This is a genomic window from Gordonibacter massiliensis (ex Traore et al. 2017), from assembly GCF_019731765.1.
In the GTDB taxonomy this organism is placed as follows: Bacteria; Actinomycetota; Coriobacteriia; order Coriobacteriales; family Eggerthellaceae; genus Gordonibacter; species Gordonibacter massiliensis.
In genome coordinates this window covers 235,695-255,426 of sequence record NZ_JAASIO010000004.1, presented here as the reverse complement: position 1 = coordinate 255,426, position 19,732 = coordinate 235,695, and the positions used below count along the sequence as shown (strand labels likewise).

General features: G+C 69.1%; 18 protein-coding genes. 6 read left to right on the top strand and 12 right to left on the bottom strand.

Features of this window, described 5'->3' with window-relative positions; genetic code table 11:
* Positions 1-81 precede the first annotated feature (81 nt).
* The 4 genes from HCH03_RS07090 to HCH03_RS07075 all read left to right on the top strand — a co-directional run bounded on the left by HCH03_RS07090 (position 82) and on the right by HCH03_RS07075 (position 1,639).
* Complete coding sequence (locus tag HCH03_RS07090; protein WP_221688925.1) at positions 82-300, top strand: DUF4332 domain-containing protein; 219 nt, start codon at positions 82-84, stop codon at positions 298-300.
* Between the two features lie 12 nt (positions 301-312).
* On the top strand, positions 313-540 hold the full coding sequence (locus HCH03_RS07085) for a hypothetical protein (RefSeq protein ID WP_221688924.1): 228 nt from the start codon (positions 313-315) through the stop codon (positions 538-540).
* Between the two features lie 140 nt (positions 541-680).
* Complete coding sequence (locus tag HCH03_RS07080) at positions 681-1,445, top strand: TetR family transcriptional regulator (RefSeq protein WP_221688923.1); 765 nt, start codon at positions 681-683, stop codon at positions 1,443-1,445.
* The gene (locus HCH03_RS07075; RefSeq protein ID WP_221688922.1) at positions 1,427-1,639 is read left to right on the top strand and encodes a zinc ribbon domain-containing protein; all 213 of its coding nucleotides are present in this window, start codon (positions 1,427-1,429) and stop codon (positions 1,637-1,639) included. The genes HCH03_RS07080 and HCH03_RS07075 overlap by 19 nt, the downstream gene beginning before the upstream one ends.
* Before the next feature lie 117 nt (positions 1,640-1,756).
* On the opposite strand, the gene HCH03_RS07070 is transcribed toward HCH03_RS07075, so the two are convergent.
* Positions 1,757-2,857: a GNAT family N-acetyltransferase gene (locus HCH03_RS07070; RefSeq protein WP_221688921.1), complete on the bottom strand. Its 1,101-nt coding sequence runs from the start codon at positions 2,855-2,857 to the stop codon at positions 1,757-1,759.
* 106 nt (positions 2,858-2,963) lie between these two features.
* Here HCH03_RS07070 and HCH03_RS07065 point away from each other — a divergent pair, with 106 nt between their 5' ends.
* A complete protein-coding gene (locus HCH03_RS07065) occupies positions 2,964-3,554 on the top strand; it encodes an NUDIX hydrolase (protein WP_221688920.1) in 591 nt (196 codons plus the stop codon).
* A 56-nt stretch (positions 3,555-3,610) separates the two neighbouring features.
* Here the strand turns inward: HCH03_RS07065 and HCH03_RS07060 are convergent, their stop codons facing one another.
* The gene (locus tag HCH03_RS07060; RefSeq protein ID WP_221688919.1) at positions 3,611-4,348 is read right to left on the bottom strand and encodes an SH3 domain-containing protein; all 738 of its coding nucleotides are present in this window, start codon (positions 4,346-4,348) and stop codon (positions 3,611-3,613) included.
* Positions 4,349-4,573: 225 nt separating this feature from the next.
* On the opposite strand from HCH03_RS07060, the gene HCH03_RS07055 reads away from it, so the two are divergent.
* Entirely contained in the window at positions 4,574-7,888 is a 3,315-nt protein-coding gene (locus HCH03_RS07055; RefSeq protein WP_368042427.1) for a DEAD/DEAH box helicase, read from the top strand.
* A gap of 178 nt (positions 7,889-8,066) precedes the next feature.
* Here the strand turns inward: HCH03_RS07055 and HCH03_RS07050 are convergent, their stop codons facing one another.
* From HCH03_RS07050 to HCH03_RS07005, 10 genes are all read right to left on the bottom strand, one after another.
* Positions 8,067-10,619 carry an acetyl-CoA carboxylase carboxyltransferase subunit alpha gene (locus HCH03_RS07050; RefSeq protein ID WP_221688918.1) on the bottom strand — a complete coding sequence of 851 codons (2,553 nt, stop codon included), beginning with the start codon at positions 10,617-10,619 and terminating at the stop codon, positions 8,067-8,069.
* Between the two features lie 43 nt (positions 10,620-10,662).
* Positions 10,663-11,112: a 3-hydroxyacyl-ACP dehydratase FabZ gene (gene fabZ / locus HCH03_RS07045; RefSeq protein WP_080143430.1), complete on the bottom strand. Its 450-nt coding sequence runs from the start codon at positions 11,110-11,112 to the stop codon at positions 10,663-10,665.
* Between the two features lie 135 nt (positions 11,113-11,247).
* Positions 11,248-12,531 (bottom strand): beta-ketoacyl-ACP synthase II, encoded by a 1,284-nt coding sequence (fabF, locus tag HCH03_RS07040; protein WP_221688917.1) that lies wholly within the window; start codon positions 12,529-12,531, stop codon positions 11,248-11,250.
* Positions 12,528-13,292, bottom strand: a complete 765-nt coding sequence (fabG, locus tag HCH03_RS07035; protein WP_221688916.1) for a 3-oxoacyl-[acyl-carrier-protein] reductase — start codon at positions 13,290-13,292, stop codon at positions 12,528-12,530. Before fabG ends, fabF begins: the two co-directional genes overlap by 4 nt.
* 13 nt (positions 13,293-13,305) lie before the next feature.
* Entirely contained in the window at positions 13,306-14,406 is a 1,101-nt protein-coding gene (locus HCH03_RS07030) for an ACP S-malonyltransferase (protein ID WP_221688915.1), read from the bottom strand.
* 10 nt (positions 14,407-14,416) lie between these two features.
* Positions 14,417-15,394 carry a nitronate monooxygenase gene (locus HCH03_RS07025; RefSeq protein ID WP_438821625.1) on the bottom strand — a complete coding sequence of 326 codons (978 nt, stop codon included), beginning with the start codon at positions 15,392-15,394 and terminating at the stop codon, positions 14,417-14,419.
* Between the two features lie 69 nt (positions 15,395-15,463).
* Entirely contained in the window at positions 15,464-15,685 is a 222-nt protein-coding gene (locus HCH03_RS07020; RefSeq protein ID WP_221688913.1) for an acyl carrier protein, read from the bottom strand.
* Between the two features lie 303 nt (positions 15,686-15,988).
* The gene (locus tag HCH03_RS07015) at positions 15,989-16,459 is read right to left on the bottom strand and encodes a MarR family winged helix-turn-helix transcriptional regulator (RefSeq protein ID WP_221688912.1); all 471 of its coding nucleotides are present in this window, start codon (positions 16,457-16,459) and stop codon (positions 15,989-15,991) included.
* Positions 16,460-16,513: 54 nt separating this feature from the next.
* Positions 16,514-17,494: a hypothetical protein gene (locus HCH03_RS07010; protein WP_246599813.1), complete on the bottom strand. Its 981-nt coding sequence runs from the start codon at positions 17,492-17,494 to the stop codon at positions 16,514-16,516.
* 32 nt (positions 17,495-17,526) lie between these two features.
* A complete protein-coding gene (locus tag HCH03_RS07005) occupies positions 17,527-19,731 on the bottom strand; it encodes a ribonuclease R family protein (protein ID WP_221688911.1) in 2,205 nt (734 codons plus the stop codon).
* Between the last annotated feature and the right edge of the window lies 1 nt (position 19,732).

Here is a 19,732-nt window from a genome sequence, read left to right as displayed (position 1 = left end):
CGGGGGCGGGCGCGCTGGCATGTTGACGATTCCCGCGCGGCGCTCCGCCGCGCGGACGACCAAGAAAGGCGGATGATCTCCATGGCTGCCGATCTCGACAAGCTGTTCGGTATCGACCCCGACGCAGTGGCGAAGCTCAAGGACCTGGGCATCGACACCATCGAGGACTTCTACGAAGTGGCCAAGCACGCCGATTCCCGCGCGGAGCTCGCGGAGAAGATCGACGTCGACCCCTTCAAGCTGGAGGAATGGTCCTCGACGGCCGGCAACTTCATCCTCATGTCGAACTGCGAATGGTAAGGAGGTAGCGCCATGTGCTTCAGACCACCCACGGCGGAAGCGGGCGAGGTGGTGTGCCCCAGCTGCTACATCGTCGCCGAGCCGAACGCCGACGGCACCTGCCCCGAGTGCGGCGCGATGATGAGGAAGCCGCAGGACCAGGCGGCCCCGCCCGGCGTCCCAGGCGCCCCGGCCGCGCCGGGCGCGCCCAAGGCCCCCGCGCCGCCGAAGGCGCCGGGAAGTTCAAAGGACGGCGCATAGCCAACCCTTCCCGATCGAAGCACACCGATAAGTTCCCGCGGCGCCCCGTTTCGCCGCGGGAACTTCCGCGCTATCATGGAAGCCGCAGCAGCCCGCGCCGCCGACCGGTCGCGCGGCAGACGAACCGTTCGAGGTGCCGCATGAGCCCGAAACGCTACGAAGCGAAGCTCCGCCTGGCCGAGGCGTTCGTGCGCCTCGTGGAAACCATGCCCGCAGAGCGGATCACCGTCAACCAGATCGCGGAGGCGGCGGGCAAGCACCGCAAGACGTTCTATTACCACTTCGCCGACAAGGAGCAGCTGATCGTCTGGCTGTTTCGCTACGATTTGGCAAGCGGGCTCGCCGACAAGTTCCCCGAGGACTTGCTCGTGCGCGAACACGACGCACCCGACAACCCGCTCGCGGAGTTCCCCTTCTACGCGCGCAGGATCGAAGAGTCGGGGCGCATCTACAACGCCCCCTTCTTCGCGGCGCTCTCCTATTCTTTGGAGAAGCGAAGGGCGTACTACCGCTGCATCTTCTCGACCCGCGGTCCGGGAACACTCGACTTCTACCTGCACCAGCTGTTCTTCCCGGTGATCAAGGAGGACATACTGTTCCTGATCGACCGCGAGATCGACCGGCAGAGCGCGGTGGAGCAGAGGGCCTTGCGCGAGCGCCTGACGGGCAACGCGGGGGTCGACTTCCTCGCTGAGTTCTACACGGGCGCGGTCCTGTCGCGCTACGTCGAGCGCCTCAACTACACGTCGGCGCGGCGCACCGCGCGCGACATTATCCCCTTCGAGAACGTCGTGCACGACTCGCTGGCAGCCCTCATACGGCAGGAGATCGAGAAAGCCGCCCGGGAACCCGGCGCCGAGGAACGGAAAAGGAAAGGAGACGCCCCATGTGCATCCCTTGCGTGATGTGCGGCGCCTGCATGGACGGCGACGGCGCGGCCGCCGACGACGGCCGCTGCCCCGCATGCGGCGAGCCGGTCGCTCCCGATGCGGTGAGCTGCCCGAAGTGCTTCACGTTCCTCTACCGCAAACCCGCCGCGCCGACCGATCGGCGCGAGGCGGACCGCGTCGATCGGGCTCAATCGGAAGGCGGCGCATAGGGCGCCGTTCGACCGGGCGCGCCGATCCTTCGTTGCCCTCGCGGCCCGCGCTCCGAACCTGTGCGGTTCGAGAGCGGCCCGCCAATCAACTGCCGGCGAGGACGAGCCCGCAGCCGTTCATCCTCGCGCCGAAACGCGCCAATCGTCTCGCCGCAGGCAGTACGACTCAAGATCGCGCACGACGCCGTCGGGACCGACCTCGGCGGCATGGAGGATGCCCTCGTGCGCGAAGCCGCACTTCTCGATGACGCGGCGGGAGCGGTCATTGAACGGGTAGTGCGTGCACGTGACCAGGTCGAGCGCCAGCTCCTCGAAGCCGTAGCGCAGCACCTCGCGCGACGCCTCGGTCATGAGGCCGCGGCCCCAAGCGGGCTTCGCCATCGAGTAGCCCAGCATGAGGGCGTCCACGTTGCGTCGCTGCGGGTCGGGGATGAGGCCGACCGAGCCGATGCAGGGGCCCGTGCGCAGCGCAGCGCCCCCGTCGCCGGGCGCGGCGGCAGACCCGCTGGCGGGAAGCTTCTCGAACAGGCCGAACACGTGCGGCTCGCAGGCCACGGCCTCGATGAACGCGCGCGAGTCCTCTATCGTGCGGTGCATGGGCCAGCCAGCGTCCGCGCCCACGTCGGGATCCGAGCAATAGGCGAACACGTCCTCGGCGTCGTCCGGCACGATGGCGCGCAGCACCAGCCGCTCGGTCTCGAGCACGGGGCAGTCGGCGGCGGAGTCGGCCAGCAGACCGGGCCGCGCGCCCGGATGGCGCGCCTCGGAAGCGGCGAGCGCGGCGCGCAGCCGCTCCTCGTCGATCACGCGCACGCCTTCCCCGCGCAGCAGGCGCGCCGCAGCGCCGTAGCCTTCCGCGAGCGTACCTGTGAACGTGCCGTCGTATACGCGCCCGCTGCCGCACGCCGGGCTCTTGGCCTTGAGTACGGCCAGCTTGCACCCGTTTTGCTGCACGATCTCGAGCGCTTTCCGCGCACCTTCTATGAACGCGGCCGTGACGTCGGCACCTTCCGCGTTCGTCACGCGCAGAACGCGCTCGGACGCGGCGATCTCGCTCGGCGGACGCGGCACGGGCAGGCCGCCGAGGACCTCCGGGCACAGCTCCACGAGCTCGACGCCGTCAACGTCTCGCAGGGACCGAGCCGTTTCGTTCGGGCAAGCCCGCCCGTCGAAGCGGCAGGGCTCCCCCATAAGGCAGGAGCTGATGGCTATCTTCAAGAGCGGCCTCTCTTCCGTAGCATCGCGCAATAACGACGGCCATTCTACCACGCCGTCCCTCTCGCGGCGTTGCCCTTCGCGGGGGCTCCGCGTACAATGGGCACCCATGAGCCTCATCGACGACATACGCGCCTACGAACCCTTCAACGAGCAGGAGGAGGTCGACCGGCAGGTCATCCTGCACGCGCTCGAAACCGATCCGCGCGCGTTCGACCGCTCGTCGACCGCCCATATGGCCTGCTCCGTCTGGACGGTCGATCCCGCCCGGGAGCGCACGCTCATGGTGTACCACAACCTATACGACTCATGGAGCTGGATCGGCGGGCACGCCGACGGCGAGCGCGACCTCGCCCGCGTGGCGCTGCGCGAGCTGGAAGAGGAGACCGGGGTCGCGCACGCGCGCCTCGTGCCGTGCGGTCCGGGCGGCATCTACTCGCTCGAGGTGCTCACGGTGGACGGTCACGAGAAGCGCGGACGCTACGTGAGCTCGCATCTGCACCTGAACGTCACGTACCTGGCCGTGGCCTCGCCGGACGAGCCGCTGCGCGTCAAGCCCGATGAGAACAGCGGCGTGAGGTGGGTGGACCTGGACGACGTCTGCGCCCTGTCGACCGAGCCCTGGATCGCGAGCCGCATCTACCGCAAGCTCATCGACAAGCTGGCCTCCATTGATCTCGACGAGGCACCCGACCGATAGAAAAGGGGCGCCGCGCGCAGCGCGACGCCCCTTCGGCGAATCTTCGCCGCCCACCCCTACTTCAGGTACGCGCCGTAGCAATAACCGGTCGTGTCCCGGTACTTCACCTGGTACCAGTCGTCCTCGACCGAGATCGTGCTCACCACCTCGCCGGAAGCGAACGACCCCAGGATGGACGCGTCGGTGCTCGGCTGCGAGCGCACGTTCAGCGGAGCCGTCGTCGTGAGCTTGTTCATCTCGCTGTTGGAGACGTCCTCGGCCGCGGCGGCCTGGCACTTGTCGGCGCCCGTCTGGCCGAAGCCCAGGTACTCGCCGTAGCAGTACGCCTCCTGGCTGTTGAAGCTCACCTTGAACCATCCGTCGTGCTTGCTGATGACGGGCACGTACTGGCCCTCGACCAACGACCCGATGATCTGCGCGCCCGTGTTCGGCTGCAGGCGCACGTTGAGCGGCGCGGTTGCGTACATGTCGGTCACGTGGCCGTCGTGCACGGTGCCGTCGGCCGAGCCCTCGAAGTCGAGGTACTGGTACCAGCAGTTCCCGCGCGCGCCGTTGTACTCCACATCGTACCAGCCGCCCTGCGTCATGCCGAACACCTGCACGGACGTGCCCTGCGGAATGGCGGTCATGACGTTGGAGTTGATATCGGCCGCGACGCGCATGTTCAGCGGCGCCGTGGTGGCCATGGTGGTGACGCCCTCTTCGGCGAAGCACGGCACGGCGACGGCCGCGGACAGCGCGAGCGCCCCGCCCAGACCGCCCAACACGAACTTCGCCATCTTCATCGGTTTCATCGGTAGTTTTCTCCTTCATATCGCAGCGCCCTACGACGGCGCTCCCTCGGCCTCTCTGGTAAAGTATGAAGGCTGCGGCCGTCGTCTTGCCCCGTATGCTCGGCATTCAAAGAACCTTTGAATCCGCGTTCTGCCGATTTTGCAAGGAGAGGGCCCTTTCACGGACCTGTGCGCCAGCGTGTGTAGTATGATGAAACAGTACACCCGTTCGTTAGGGAAAGGGGCGTGGCCGCACCAATGATCTCGGAAGACGCCATCGCGGAGCACTGTTACCCGCGCACGCTGCAGCGGGCCCAGGCGATCGCGACCTCCGATCGGAACATCCTCACGAAGCAGGTGCGCTACGACGGCGACGAGACCGTGCTCTCCGCGTTCGTCGCTTCCAGCAACGGCTGGAACGACCGCTACCGCACCTCCGCGTCCTTCGACGAGGAGGCCGACGTCGTCACGGACTACGCGTGCACCTGCCCCGCCTACCGCGAGTACGACGGCATGTGCAAGCACTCCGCGGCGTTGCTCCTGGCCTACGGGAGGGCACCGGAAAAGTTCTTGGGCTACCGGGAGGTGCGCACGGCCTCCACCTCGCCGAGCATCGCCGCGTTCATGGAGCGCGCGCGGCAGGCGGATGCCGAGGAGCCGGGCACCGTGGACGTGGAGGCCACCGTCGCCTACGGCTACCGCACGTGGTCGGCGCACTTCCGCGTGGCCGGCCCGAACGGGTCCTACGTGCTGCGGAGCATCTCCGACTTCGTGCGCCGCATGCGCACCGGCGAGCGTTTCGCCTACGGCAAGAAGCTCGCCTTCGCCCACGTCCCCTCCGCGTTCACCGACCGCGGGCGCGCCCTCGTCGGCTTCCTGGACAAGGCGGTCTCGTTGCGCGAGCAGGCGAACGGCCCGCTGTACGGCCGCTACCGCAGCCGCGAGGAAGTTGAGCGCAGCCTGGATTTGTCGGACTGGGAGCTCATCGAGCTTCTGGACGTGCTCGACGGCACCTCGTTCACCGTCGAAGGGACCGACTACGGCACGCGCTCCGTCACGCAGGCGCGCATCGTGCACGAGGACCCGTTCATCGACGTGCGCCTGAACCGCACGGACAAAGGCGGCTTCGCCATCGCGCGGGGTGACGACATCCCCTTCGCCGCGCAGGGAGAGCGCATGTACGTATGGCAGGACGACCTGTTCTATCGCTGCTCGCCCGGCTTCGCGCGCACGGCCGACTTCCTGCGCAACGTGTACGGAAGCGACGACGACCGCCTGTTCGTGAGCGAGACCGACATGCCCCTGTTCTGCGCGGCCGTGCTGCCCGCCATCGAAGAGCACCTGCACGTGATCGCCCCCGCCGAGGTGAACGCCTACCGCCCGGTGCCCTGCCAGCTGGAGTTCTACTTCGATCGGGACAAGCGCGGGGTGACCTGCGACGCCCAAGCCGTGTACGGAGAGCGCCGCCACCCGCTGTTCGAGGCGCTGGGAAGCGGGGCCGCAGGCGGCCGTCCGTCGCGGGGCGAAGGGCCCGACGCGCCTCCCGGCCCGCTGCGCGACGAGCGCCTGGAAGGCAAGGCGCGCGATCTGGTGGAGCGCTACTTCGACCTGCCGGATCCGTTCATCGAGATAGGCGACGACGAGGCCATCGCCACGCTCGTGTTCGGCGGCCTCGCCCGCTTCCAGGAGCTCGGCGAGGTGTTCACCACGCCCGCCTTCGACCGGCTTTTGCGCGACAAGCAACCGCGCATCGCCACGGGGCTCTCCCTCGCGGGGGATCTGGTGAACCTCACCGTGTCCTCCGACGACCTTCCGGCCTCGGAGCTCGCCGCGCTGCTTTCCAGCTACCGCAAGCGCAAGCGCTACCACCGGCTGCGCAACGGCGCGTTCATGAGCCTGGAGGGCTACGACCTGGCCGAGCTCGACCGCCTGGTGGAGGACTTCGGCATCACGGCCAAAGAGCTGGCGTCGGGCACGGTGCAGCTGCCCGCCTTCCGCGCGCTCTACCTGGACGAGGCGCTGGCCGACGCCGAGCGCGACGAGTCGTTCACGCGCTACGTGGAGAACTTCCGCCAGGTGGACGAGCGCGCCTACCGCGCACCGGCGTCGCTCGCGGGCACGCTGCGCCCCTACCAGGAGGCGGGCTTTCGCTGGATGAGCGCGCTCGCCGACGCGGGATTCGGCGGTATCCTGGCCGACGAGATGGGCTTGGGCAAGTCCGTGCAGCTCATCGCCTTTTTGCTCGCACGGCGCGAGGAGGCGCGCGAGGCGGGGCCCAGCCTCATCGTGTGCCCGGCTTCGCTCGTGTACAACTGGAAGGCCGAGTTCGAGCGGTTCGCGCCCGAGCTGGACGTGCGCGCCGTGGCGGGCACGAAGCGCGAGCGGACCCTCGCGCGCGACGAGGCCTGCGGCGACGCGGCGCACGGACGCGGAACGACCGGCGGCAAGCCCTGCGACGTGCTCGTGACCTCCTACGACCTGCTGCGCATCGACGCGGACGACTACGCCCGCCGATCGTTTTTCTGCTGCGTGCTCGACGAGGCGCAATACGTGAAGAACCACGCCACCAAGACGGCGCGCGGCGTGAAGCGCGTGCGGGCGCGCCACCGCTTCGCCCTCACCGGCACGCCGGTGGAGAACCGCCCGAGCGAGCTGTGGAGCGTCTTCGACTTCCTCATGCCGGGGCTTCTGGGCTCCTACATGCGCTTCCGCGAGCGCTTCGAGCTGCCGCTGCTCGGCGGCGACGACGAGGCCGCGCGGCGGCTGCAGGCGCTCGTGGGGCCGTTCATGCTCCGACGCCAGAAGGCCGACGTGCTGCGCGACTTGCCCGACAAGTTGGAATCGGTGGTGCGCGTGAGCCTGGAGGGCGAGCAGCGCCGCCTGTACGCCGCGAGCGAGCAGCAGCTGCGGGAGGCGCTGACCGCGCAGCACCGCGAACGCAAGAGCCGGGAGCGCGACCGCACCAAGGTCGAGGTGCTCGCCGAGCTCACGAGGCTGCGCCAGCTGTGCTGCGATCCGGGGCTTCTGTACGAGAACTACGACGGCCCCGCCGCGAAGCTGGACGCCGTCGTGGAACTGGTGGAGTCCGCTTTGGACGCCGGGGAGAAGACGCTCGTGTTCTCGCAGTTCACGAGCTTCCTCGCGCGCATCTCGGAGCGGCTCGCGCGCGCCGGCGTGCCCCACTACACCATCACGGGCGCCACGCCCAAGAAGAAGCGCCTGGAGCTGGTGGACGCCTTCAACGCCGACGACACGCCCGCGTTCCTCGTGTCGCTCAAGGCGGGCGGCACGGGGCTCAACCTCACGGGCGCGTCGGTGGTCGTGCACGCCGACCCGTGGTGGAACGCCGCCGCGCAGAACCAGGCCACCGATCGCGCGCACCGCATCGGCCAGACGAAGGTGGTGAGCGTGCACCAGGTCATCGCCGAGGGCACCATCGAGGAGCGCATCCTGCGCCTTCAGGACACCAAGAGCGAGCTGGCCGACCGCCTGGTGGCCGGCGGCGGCGTGTCGCTGGCCAGCCTGAGCAAGGAAGAGCTCGCAGACCTGCTGCAGGGTTAGTCGTCCTTCCAAGCGGAGCGCGGAGTCGAAGGATCTTCAGCATCGAAAGGATTCCATCGTCGAAGATCCTTCGACTCCGCGCCTTCGGCGCTCCGCTCAGGATGACAAAGCAGGCCTCCTGTAGGGGCGGCCTGCTGACCGTCCCTACAGGGGTTTCCGCTCAGTCTATCGAATTCTGCTAGAACTTCGCGAAGCGCTCGTAGCGGGCTTCCAGCACCTCTTCGATCGGCTGCTCGCACAGCTCGGCGAGAACGTCCACCACGTAGGCGCGCACCTGCTCGGCGGCGGCCTCGGGGTTCTCGTGGGCGGGAGCAGGGCCTTCGGGCAGCACGGCGTCCACGATGCCCATCTGGCAGGCTTCGGCGGCGCTCATCTTCATGACGGCCGCCGCTTCGGGCGCGCGCGTGCGATCCTTCCACAGGATGGACGCGAAGCCCTCCGGCGACAGCACCGAGTACACGGCGTGCTCCTGCATGGCCACGCGGTCGGCCAGCGCCAGCGCCAGCGCGCCGCCGCTTCCGCCCTCGCCCAGAAGCACGCTCACCACCGGCACGCGCAAGCCCGCCATGGCCAGCAGGTTGTCGGCGATGGCGTTGCCCTGCCCGCGCTCCTCGGCCTCCATGCCGCAGAACGCACCCTGCGTGTCCACGAGGCACACCACGGGACGGCCGAACTTCTCGGCCTGGCGCATGAGACGCAGGGACTTGCGGTACCCCTCGGGCTGCGGGCAGCCGAAGTTGCGGCGGATGCGCTCCTTGAGGTCGGCCCCCTTCTCCTGCGCGATCACCGTGACGGCACGGCCGCCTATCCAGCCCAGGCCGCACACCACGGCCCCGTCGTCTCCGAAGGCGCGGTCGCCGTGCAGCTCGATGAAACCGTCCACGAACGCGTCGATGTAGGCCCGCGCCGTGGGGCGGTGCACGTTGCGCGCGAGCTGCACGCTCTGCCAAGCGCGGTTGCCGGGATCGGCGGCCACGTTCGCGTCACCGCCCATCACCACGCCGTTCACCTCGAGCGACGCGCCCTCCTCCGCGTCGAAGCCGCCGCGCGAGAGCGCCTTCTCCAAACGCTTGGGCATCGCAGGCCCGGAAGCCTTGCGCTCGAAGCGCCCGGCAAGGCCGGACAGCAGCCGCTGGGCCCGCCGGGAGCCGCGCGCGGCGGCGTCGCCGAACGGCAGGCCGCCCTCGGGCTCCAGCATGCCGTACGTCACCGTGTTGTAGGTGTCCGTGCCGTGCTCCAGGTTGTCGCGCACCTTCCGGTAGTCCAACAGGATGGCGCTCTCGCCCGGTCCGCACGAACCGCGATCCACCGTTGCCAGATGGATGGCCAGCAGGTGCGCGAGCGTCGCGCGCATATCTGCGCGCTCCACGATGGCGTCGATCAAGCCGTGCTCGAGCGCGAACTCGGCGGTTTGGAAGCCCTCGGGCAGCTCTTGCTTGATGGTGTCCTTGATGACGCGCTGGCCGGCGAAGCCGATGAGCGCGCGCGGCTCGGCCAGGATGACGTCGCCCTGCATGGCGAACGACGCGGTCACGCCGCCCGTGGTGGGGTCGGTGAGCACCGAGAGGTACGGCAGCCCCGCCTGGGCGTGGCGCGAAAGCGCGCACGAGACCTTCGCCATCTGCATGAGGGACACGAGCCCCTCCTGCATGCGCGCGCCGCCCGACGCCGTGAACACCACCACGGGCAGGCGCTCGTCGGTGGCGCGCTCCACCATCCGGCTGATCTTCTCGCCCACGACCGATCCCATGGACCCCATGAAGAACCGCGACTCCATGATGCCCACGGCCACGCGCAGGCCCGCGATGCGGCCCTCTCCCGTGCGCACGGCCTCCTCGAGGCCGGTTTTCTCGCGTTGCGCGGCCAGCTTGTCGTCGTAGCCCGGGAAGTTCAGCGGGTCGGTCTCGGGCACGCGGCGGTTCCACTCGACGAAGCTGTCCGCGTCGAGCGTGTCGTCGATGCGCTCGGCCGACGACATGCGGAAGTATCCGCCGCACGAGGGGCACACGTAATGCCCGGACGCCAGGCTGGCCTCGTCGAACGAAAGGCCGCAGTGCTGGCAGGTACGCCAGGTTCCGTCGTCGGCGGCGGGCTTGTCGGTAGAGCAGAGGATCCAGCCGAGCGCCGGCGCGTCCGGGTTCATCGCGCGGAACACGCGCACGCCCCGCGCGGCGGCACGGGCCAGGAAGCTGTCCACTTCGGCCAGGGGGAGCGCCTCGTCGGAGAGCAGCACCACCGCCGCCTCGCACTCGGCAGCCGCCTCCAGCACGGCGTGGCCGTTGCAGAACAGCGCGTCGGAGTACTTCTCGCCCAGGCACACCGCGCGCTGGGCCGCCTTGAGGTAGCCCTCGTTGCGACGGTCCTGCGTATACGCCGCGCAGGCGCAGAAGCCCGCGTCCGCCACGGCCTGCAGCAGGCGCTTCGCCGATTTCGAGCGCGCCATCACGAGCGCGACGGGCTTCGCCGCCGGTTCCGCGACGCGGGCTGCCCGCTCGGCACGGGCGGCGGTTTGGGCCTCGCCCGGCGCCACGGCGGTGTACTCCGACATGTCGGCCGCGTCCAGCGCGTTCGGGGCCACCGGGGAGCCGGCGGCCTCCTCCACCATGCGCGACAGGCGGTAGGCGACGTCGGCCGATTCCTGCGCGGGAGCCGCATCTTCGACCGCGCTCCCCTGTGGGACGACCTCGCCATCGGCGGAGAGCGTGATGTAGTTCTGCTTGCGTTGCTTCATCGAATGATCCCTAGCCTCTGTCTCGGGGCGCGAGCGCGCCGCCTTACGCCTCGGCCTTCGCCAGCACGTACTTCTGCGTGGCCGTGGCGCACACCGCGCCGTCCACGCTGGCCTCCACCTCGGCCACGCACAGACGCGACGAGGACTTCACGATGCGCCCTTTCAGCGTGAGCGTCTCGCCCGGCTCCACCTGCCGGCGGAACTTCGCGCCGTCGATGCCGGTGAGAAAGCCGATGGATCCCTCCGCGCCGCGCTCCACGAGGATGCAGAACGAGGCCGCCTGCGCGAGCGCCTCCATGATGATGACGCCCGGCAGCACCGGATGCCCAGGGAAATGCCCCGCGAACAGGGGAAGGGAGGGATCGACGTCCAGCTCGGCCGTCACTTCCACGCCCGGCTCGCACGCCACCACCCGGCTCACCCAGCAGAACGGGTCGCGATGCGGCAGCACCGCCTCGATGACGTCCTTGCCGCAGGGATATTCGATGTCCATGCTCTTTCCTTCCAACGTTCCTTGCCTTGCAGAGCGGTTCCGCAGGAGCCGAATAGCCCAGCGGGCTGTTCGTGCGACCTCAGGACTGCCCGAGCGACTGGGCATCCCCGGCCGTCCCGCGCGTCTCGCAGGTTGCTAAGCGCGATACGGCGAAATAGCCAAAGACGCGTTGTGCCCGCCAAAGCCCAGCGAGTTCGACAGCGCCACCTTCTGCGGGTAGTTCGTCTTCGCCTCCGTGACCACGTTCACCGGGCATTCCGGATCGGCCTCGGCGAAGCCGGCCGTGGGCGGCACGCAGTCGTTCATCACGGACAAGGCGCACACGATGGCCTCGATAGCTCCCGCGGCGCCCAGCGTGTGGCCCGTCGTGCCCTTCACCGACGTCACCGGGACCGCGTGCCCCGCCTCCTCGCCCATGAGCGCCAGCAGCGCTTTCGACTCGGTGGCGTCGTTCGCCGGCGTGCCGGTGCCGTGGGCGTTCAGATGCCCCAGGTCGTCCGGCGTGAAGCCGCCTTCCTCAAGCGCCTGGCGCATCGCGCGCGCCACGCCCTCGCCGCTGGGCTCGGGGGCCGTCATGTGGTAGGCGTCGCCCGTGGAGCCGAAGCCCGTGATCTCGGCCAGCACCGTGGCGCCTCGCCCGAGCGCGTGCTCCAGCGACTCCAGCACCACCGCGCCCGCGCCCTCGCCCGCCACGAATCCCGCGCGGCGCACGTCGAACGGCAGGGAGGCCTGCGCAGGGTCCTCGGCCTTCGACAGCGCGCCGAGGTTCGAGAACCCGGCCAGGCAGATGGGCGACACGGACTCCTCCGAGCCGCCGGCCAGCGCCGCGTCGATGTAGCCGTGGCGGATGTCGCGCACGGCCGCGCCGATGGAATGAGCGCCGGTGGCGCAGGCGGTGACCACGTTCAGGCACTCGCCGCGCAGCCCGTAGCGGATGGAGAGGTTGCCGGCCGCGATGTTGCCGATCATCGTGGGGATGAAGAGCGGGCTCACGCGCTTCGGCCCCTTCTCGGCCAGCGTGAAGAAGCCGCTCTGCAGCTCGTCGATGCCGCCGATGCCGGTGCCGAACACGCACGCGATGCGCGTGGTGTCCTCGGCTTCCAAGTCAAGGCCCGACTGCGCCAGCGCCTCGTCGGACGCGACGATGGCGTACTGCACGAACCGCTCGAAGCGGCGCGCCTCCTTCTTCGACAAACCGTGCTCGGTGGCGTCGAAATCGCGCACCTCGGCGGCGATATGAACGTCGTAGTCGGCCGTGTCGAAGCGCGTGACCGGCCCGATGCAGCAGGCGCGGCCCATGACCGCGTCCCACAGCGCCCCCACGCCCACGCCGGCGGGCGACACGGCGCCCATGCCGGTGATGACCACGCGATGCGTGCCGTCGGGACGGCGCGTCGATGCGTTCGTGTTCTCGCTCATAGCGACATACCTCCGTCGATGCAAACAACCTGTCCGGTGATGTAGCCCGCGTCCTCGCTGGCCAAGAAGCGCACGAGTTTCGCCACGTCCTCGGGCTCCCCGAGGCGCTTGGACGCGATGCGCCCCACGATGGCCTCGCGCTGCTTCTCCGACAGCGCGTCAGTCATGTCGGTGGCGATGAAGCCCGGCGCCACCGCGTTCGCCGTGATGTTGCGGGCCGCCAGCTCGCGGGCGATGGACTTAGTGAGGCCGATGACGCCGGCCTTCGAGGCCGAGTAGTTCGCCTGGCCCGCGTTGCCCGCCACGCCCACGACGCTCGACAGGTTGACGATGCGCCCGTAGCGCTGCTTCATCATGCGCTGCGCCGCGGCCTTGCAGCAGTTGAACGTGCCCTTGAGGTTCACGTCGATAACCGCGTCGAAGTCCTCTTCCTTCATGCGGGCCACGAGGCCGTCGCGCGTGATGCCGGCGTTGTTCACCAGCACGTCCACGCGCCCGAACGCTTCCTGGGCGGCGTCGATGAGCGCGGAGGCCTCTGCGGCGTCGGCCACGTTGGCGGCCACCGCGATGGCGCGCACGCCGTGGTCGGCCGCGAGCTGTTCCGCCAGCTCGCGCGCGGCGGGCAGACCGCCCTCGCTCGAGCAGTTCACGCACACGTCGAAGCCCGCGCGCGCCAGCTCCTCGGCCGCCGCGCGGCCGATGCCGCGGCTCGAGCCGGTGACGACCGCGCTGCGGCGCGGGGTTTCGGTATCGTTGGTCATAGGGTGGAAGCTCCTATTCGGAATCGGTTGCGGAGGAGGCGGCGAGAAAGCCGTCGAAGCTCGCGCGGTCCTGCACGCAGGCGCGCGTCGCGGTCAAGGCGCAGCGCTTCACGAGGTTCGCCAGCACCCCGCCGAAGCCCACCTCGACGAACGTGTCGGCTCCGGCGCCGGCCAGCGCCTCGACGCTCTGCTGGAAGCGCACGGGACTCGTGAGATGGCGCACGAGATGATCGCGCGCCTCGGCGGCGGACAACGGCGCGGCGGTGACGTTGCAGATAAGCGGGATGCGCGGCTCCGAGAACTCGACGTCCTCCAGATAGGCGGCGAGCCCGGCCGCGGCATCGGCCATGAGCGGGCTGTGGAACGCGCCCGACGTGGCCAGGCGCGACGAGCGCTTCCCCGCCTCGGCCCACGCCGCCTCGGCGCGTGCGACGGCCGCCGGCGCGCCCGCGACGACGATCTGCCCCGGGCAGTTGAAATTCGCAGGCACCAGCACCTCGCCTTCGGCGCACTGGTCGCAGAGCGCGACGACACTCTCCTCGTCAGCCTTCAAAAGGGCGCTCATGGCCCCCGGATGCGCGGCGGCCGCCTCGGCCATGAGCTCCGAGCGCGCCTTCACGAACGCGAACGTCGCCTCGTCGGAAAGCATGCCCGACACGGCCAGCGCGCCCACCTGCCCCAGCGAGAAGCCCAGCACCGCCGCCGGCTCCGCGCCGCGCGCCATGAGGGCGCGCGCGACAGCCACCGACAGCACGCACAACGCCGGCTGGGCGTTGCGCGTGTCGTTGAGCTCGTCGGGATCGGCGTTGAGCACGAGGTCGACCACGTCGTATCCCAGCATGTCTGACGCGCAGGCGAACACCTCCCCCACCTCTTTCACAGCGAGGAGATCGCCCCCCATGCCCGGTTTCTGCGACCCCTGCCCCGAGAACATGAAGACGGGCGAGCCCGCAGGGATGGAAGGGATCGCCGACTCGAAACAGGGCCGGTCATCGGCACCCACCAAGCGAGTTCCGCACGAGCCGAAGCGTCCAGTGGACGCTTCGTGCGAGCCAGGACTGCCGAGCGACTGGGTGTCGACGACCGGCCCTCCCGCAGGTTGAAAATCAGCCATGGCAATCCCCCTAGATCGCGCGTCCGCGACGGGCGTTCAGCGCGGCCAGCGCTTCGAGGTCGAGCCCGCCGAGCGCTTCCGCCTCTTTCACCATCGCGGCAATGGCTTCCGCCGCCGTCGCGCGCTCGTGCACGAGCGCGGCCGACTGGCCCGCCATCATGGTGCCGTTGTCCACGTCGCCCTCCACCGCGCGGCGCAGGGAGCCCACGTACATGGCCTCCAGCTCGTCGCCGTTGGCGGCGACGTCGCCCTCGAGCTTGCGCACGGTGCGGGCGAACTTGTTCTTCAGGCAGCGCACGGGATGCCCGCTGCCGCGGCCCGTGACGATGGTGTCGGCGTCCTTGGCGGCGATCACCTTGTCCTTGTAGGCGTCGGCGATGATGCACTCGTCCACCGTGAGGAAGCGGGTGCCCACCTGCACGCCCTCGGCGCCCAGCGCGAAGGCGGCGGCCATGCCGCGCCCGTCGGCGATGCCGCCCGCGGCGATCACGGGGATGGACACGGCGTCGCATACCGCGGGGATGAGCGCCATCGTGGTCAGCTCGCCGATGTGGCCGCCGGCCTCGGTGCCCTCGGCCACCACGGCGTCGGCGCCGAGGCGCTCCATGCGCGCGGCCAGCGCGCTCGAGGCCACCACGGGCACCACCTTGATGCCGGCTTCCTTCCACATGGGCAGGTAGTTCGCAGGCGAACCCGCGCCCGTCGTGATCACGTCCACGCGCAGCTTCGCCAAAAGCTCGGCCGTCTCGCCGGCGTTCGGGTCCATGAGCATGACGTTCGCGCCGATGGGCTTGTCGGTCATCGAGCGGGCGATGCGCACCTGCTCCTCCACCCACTCGAGCGGCGCGCCGCCGCATGCGATGATGCCCAGGCCGCCGGCCTCGCTCACCGCGCCTGCCAGGCTCGCGTTCGCGATGCGCGCCATGGCGCCCTGGATGACGGGCACCTCGATGCCCAGCAGTTCCGTGATACGCGTCTTCATGCTCAAGTTCGCTCCTCTTCGTTCCGGCGTGCGTCAAAGCAAGGGCCCCGCAGCGGGGCCCGATCGGCATGCGCTTTACTTCAGCGAGTCGATGTGCGCGACGAGCTGGCCGATAGTCTCGATGCCCTCGGGCTCGCCAAACTCGACCTCGCACTTCTCCTCCAGGTCGCAGATGAGCTCGACCATGTCGAGCGAGTCGACGCCGAGCGACTCCAGCGTGGCGTCCTCGGCGATCTTGTCGGCCTCGAGGTCGAGGTTCTCCACGAGCACGTCTTTCACGATGTCGATGGTAGCCATGGTTGCGTTCCTTTCACGTCATGCCAATTAGTTTGATAATCAAAGTATTTCTACCGAAGTAATGGTATGGTGGCGGACTTTCGATTGCAAGTCCCCTCGCCGCCCCTCCACGATTTCTGCGGCCTTCCCTCACCCTTCTACCCCGTTTTCAACGCGCCCCCGTGTGCGATTCGCACGTTGTCTGCGAGTCGTTTTGCCCGAGCAAGGGCCGGGAGGCCGTGCAGGACGACGAGCTTTCGCGAAGTGTGCGAGGAGTTCTGCACGGCCTCCCGGCCCTTGCTCGGGCAAAACAGGCGACTGGCATCAGCTTTGCGCGTCGAAAAACGCCTTCACCTTCGCAAGCGCGTCGGCGAACACGCGCTCCTCTTCGTCGGTGAGGTCGGCCAGGGCCTCGTCGATCATCTGATGGTGGAACAGGTTGTGCGCGCGCAGCACCTGCCTGCCCTTCTTGGTGAGCGACACGAGCACCTTGCGCCGGTCGTCCTCCGCGCGCGTGCGGTCGACGAACCCCTTCTTGGCCAGCTTGTTCACCGCCGTGGTCAGCGTGGCCAGCGTCACGTTCAGGCGGGCGGCCACCACGTTCATCGGATTGCGCTCGTGCAGCCCGACGGCCACGATGGTGTGCACTTCGGTGATGGTGAGCCCGTGGGTCAGGCGGTTGTCGAGCGACTGCTCCTCGATGCGCAGGATGGAGTTGAACGTGCCCGACAGCAGGTCGTCGATCTCCTCGCGCCGCTGCCGCGACGCGCTCGCCTCCCGGTTGGAACCGTCCATTCCCTCCCCCTTCTCGCTCGTCGCTTCACGTCGTTCGCATCATACCGCACAAAGTTAGACCGTCAAAGTACCGGGCTCGTCGGAGTCGGCGGATTCGCCCGCAACCCCGCTTTCGCGCGCATCGGCAGAAGCCCCGAGGCCGTCGACGCCGCGAGCGCCGCCACGCCCGCCGGAAGCGTTCGGCTCGCGAAAGACGCCGGCCTCGCAAGGATCATCGCGCCCGTCGCGGGTGCCGAGATCCTCGTCCGACACGGAGAGCACGGGCACGAAGCGGCGCGCGAACGTGCCCTCCCCCTTGCTTTTCAGGTAACGGTAGCCGATGACGGAGAACGCGAGCGCGCCCACGAAGTTCACGAACAAATCCTCCATCGTGTCGATGAGCCCGATGTCCAGGTACCCTCCCAATCCCAGATCCTGCCCGTTCACCGTCACGGACCCGATGCCGTCGATGCGAAACGGCCGTTGCAGCCCCTCGGGGTCGAGCAGCACGCTCGAGATGGCCGACACCACGGTGTCCTTCTGCATGTCCAGCCCGAACACCTGGTCCATGCCGAACTCGAAGAACTCCCATAGCACGCCGATGGTCATGGAGAAGCAGAACGCCACGACGGCGCAGAAGAACGGCGAGAGGAAGAACGCGATGCGGTCCGAGCGGTTCAGGATGGACACGAGCGCGAGGCCGATGGCCGCCGCCAGAAACCCGTTGAACGTGTGCAGCAGCGTGTCCCAAAACGGGAAGATGGTGTAGAAGTGGAACACCTCGCCCAGGATCTCCGCGGCGAAGATGAACAGCGCGATGACCACCTCGAGCGTCTCGGGTATCGTGATGCTGAAGTTGACCTCGATGAACGGCGGCACCAAGAACAGCACGAGCGTAAGCAGGCACAGGAAGAACGCCTCGTAGTTGCCGAACGCGATCGCGCCTACGGCGCAGGCGACCACGACGAGCCGCAGCACCACGTACAGCGCGAACGCTCCTTTGTTGCGGCGCATGACGCGCACCATGGCCAGCGCCCTCTCGCGCACCCATCCCATAGCTCCCCTTCCTCGTCCGCGAAACCCGCCGGTCAGCGCTCTTCGCGCGCCGGACGGAAGTCGAGCCGGCCGGCGCGCGGGTCGGCCGCGGTCAGCACGACGGGAAGGCGCTGCCCCAGACGGTAAACCGTGCCCGTGTCCTGTCCCGTCAAGCGGTGCAGCACCGGATCGAACGAGAAGTACTCGTGCCCGAGGTTTTTGAGCGGCACGAGCCCTTCGGCCGTGTTCTCCAGCCGCACGTACACCCCGTACGTGGTCACGCCCGACACGACGGCCGGAAACGCCTGCCCCACCGCGCGCTCCATGTACTCCACGATCTTGAGCTCCTGCGACTCGCGCGCCGCCTTCTCGGCCACGCGCTCCATGCTGGAGGAGTGCTCGGCTATCCACGGAAGGGCGGCGACCTCCTGGTCGAACCGCTCCGGGCGGCGGCGCAGCTGCGCCTTGAGCATGCGATGCACCACCAAGTCGGGATAGCGCCTGATGGGGCTTGTGAAATGCGTGTACGCCCCACTCGCCAGGCCGTAGTGGGGGTCGCAGACGGGGCGGTACACGGCGCGCTTCATGGATCTCAGCACGAGCGTTGACACGAGCTCGCCCTCCGGACGGCCCGCGCTCGCCTCGAGCACGCTGCCGAGCACGTGCGGGTCGCCGGCCACGAGCCGGTTCTGGTCGATATCCTTGAACCATGCGAACTCTTGGAGCACCGGAACGAGCGCCGCCAAGCTGTCGGCCGAGGGCTTGTCGTGCACGCGGAAAAGGGCCGGGAACTTGGCGTCGCGCAGGTGGCGCGCCACCGTCTCGTTCGCCAGGATCATGGCCTCCTCGACAAGCGACGTCGCCTCCGTCTTGCGCCGCAGGTCTATGGCCACGGGGTGCCCCTCGCCGTCCAGGCGCACCTTCGCCTCGGTCGTGTCGAAGTCCAGGCCGCCGGCCGCCTCCCGCGCCGCCGCGCGCCGCTTCGCGATGCGCGAGAGCGCCGCGAGGCGCGCGGCGAGGGGGTCGTTCAATACCGCAGGTCCACTCAAGTCAGCGAGGGTTTCCACAGCGTCGGCGTTGCCTGTCGGCTGGCAAGCCGACAGCATATGCTGGGCCTCGTCGTACGTTAATCGGGCGTTCGACTCGATGAGCGCGGGGTACAGCTCGTAGCCCACGAGCCGAGCCTCGTCGTCCAGGTACAGGTCGGCCGTCATCGCGCGCCGCGCCTCGCCGGGCCGCAGCGAGCACAGATCCCCTGACAGCTCCTCGGGAAGCATCGGGATGACCCGGTCGACCAAGTACACGCTCGTCGCCCGCCTCCGCGCGTCCAGGTCGATCGACGAGTTCCACGGCACGTAGTGCGACACGTCCGCGATATGCACCCCCAACCGCCACCGCGCCGCACGGGCCCCGCGTCCGTCAACGAACCGCACCCCGGCAGGAACCTCTTCTCCCTTGGAGCGATCGGGGGCGGCGGCGTTCACCAAGCGAGTTCCGCAGCGCAGCGAGGACTGTTTGAGCGACTGGACGCCGTCGCCCCCGATCGCGGTCCCGCCGGTCGAAACCCGCTCCAAAGACAGCGCGTCGTCGAAATCCCGCGCATCGGCGGGGTCGATGGTGAACGTGAAGCGCCCCCGCAGGTCGCGATATCCTTCGGCGAGCGCCCCCTCCTCGTCCAACACGGCGGCCCGCGCCTCGGCGAGCGCGCCCTCCGAGAACGTCGTCTCCAGCTTGTGCCGCGCCACGATGAGGTCCACGCCCAGCTCCTCGTCGCCCGCACGGCCGACGACCTCCTCCACTACGCCGGTGGCCGCCGTGTTGCGCGACGGGAACGTCGTGATGCGCACGCGCACGATCGACCCGTCCTCGATGTCCGGACGGTCGGCGCGCATGGTGAAGATGTCGTAGGGAATGCGCGAATCCCCGGGCACCACCACGCCGAAGGGCTCGGCCACCTCGTAGCGGCCCAGAATCGTATCGTGGGCGCGGTCGAGCACGCGCACGACGCGCGCGGCCGGTTGGTCCGCGGGACGGGAGCCGCCCTGATGCGGCTGCTTCGCCCCTCCCTTGCCACCCGTCGGGGGCAGGGGCGCCACTTCCACGAGATCGCCGTCGAAGGCGCCGCCCATCTTCGACGCGGGAACGAAAAAGGCGCCTTCGGCCGTCTGCACGAACCCGAAACCGCCGCCGCGCACGGTCAGCACGCCGCGCGGATTGCTGCGGGGGCGGCGGCGCGTATGCGACCGCGAGCGCGCCACG

Coding starts and splice junctions, on each gene's coding strand:
- HCH03_RS07015 (WP_221688912.1), bottom strand. CDS start 16,459: ATGGACGGTTCCAACCGGGAGGCGAGCGCGTCGCGGCAGCGGCGCGAG.
- fabF (WP_221688917.1), bottom strand. CDS start 12,531: ATGAGCGAGAACACGAACGCATCGACGCGCCGTCCCGACGGCACGCAT.
- fabZ (WP_080143430.1), bottom strand. CDS start 11,112: ATGGACATCGAATATCCCTGCGGCAAGGACGTCATCGAGGCGGTGCTG.
- HCH03_RS07080 (WP_221688923.1), top strand. CDS start 681: ATGAGCCCGAAACGCTACGAAGCGAAGCTCCGCCTGGCCGAGGCGTTC.
- HCH03_RS07075 (WP_221688922.1), top strand. CDS start 1,427: ATGTGCATCCCTTGCGTGATGTGCGGCGCCTGCATGGACGGCGACGGC.
- fabG (WP_221688916.1), bottom strand. CDS start 13,292: ATGACCAACGATACCGAAACCCCGCGCCGCAGCGCGGTCGTCACCGGC.
- HCH03_RS07085 (WP_221688924.1), top strand. CDS start 313: ATGTGCTTCAGACCACCCACGGCGGAAGCGGGCGAGGTGGTGTGCCCC.
- HCH03_RS07030 (WP_221688915.1), bottom strand. CDS start 14,406: ATGGCTGATTTTCAACCTGCGGGAGGGCCGGTCGTCGACACCCAGTCG.
- HCH03_RS07060 (WP_221688919.1), bottom strand. CDS start 4,348: ATGAAACCGATGAAGATGGCGAAGTTCGTGTTGGGCGGTCTGGGCGGG.
- HCH03_RS07065 (WP_221688920.1), top strand. CDS start 2,964: ATGAGCCTCATCGACGACATACGCGCCTACGAACCCTTCAACGAGCAG.
- HCH03_RS07010 (WP_246599813.1), bottom strand. CDS start 17,494: ATGGGATGGGTGCGCGAGAGGGCGCTGGCCATGGTGCGCGTCATGCGC.
- HCH03_RS07050 (WP_221688918.1), bottom strand. CDS start 10,619: ATGAAGCAACGCAAGCAGAACTACATCACGCTCTCCGCCGATGGCGAG.
- HCH03_RS07090 (WP_221688925.1), top strand. CDS start 82: ATGGCTGCCGATCTCGACAAGCTGTTCGGTATCGACCCCGACGCAGTG.
- HCH03_RS07020 (WP_221688913.1), bottom strand. CDS start 15,685: ATGGCTACCATCGACATCGTGAAAGACGTGCTCGTGGAGAACCTCGAC.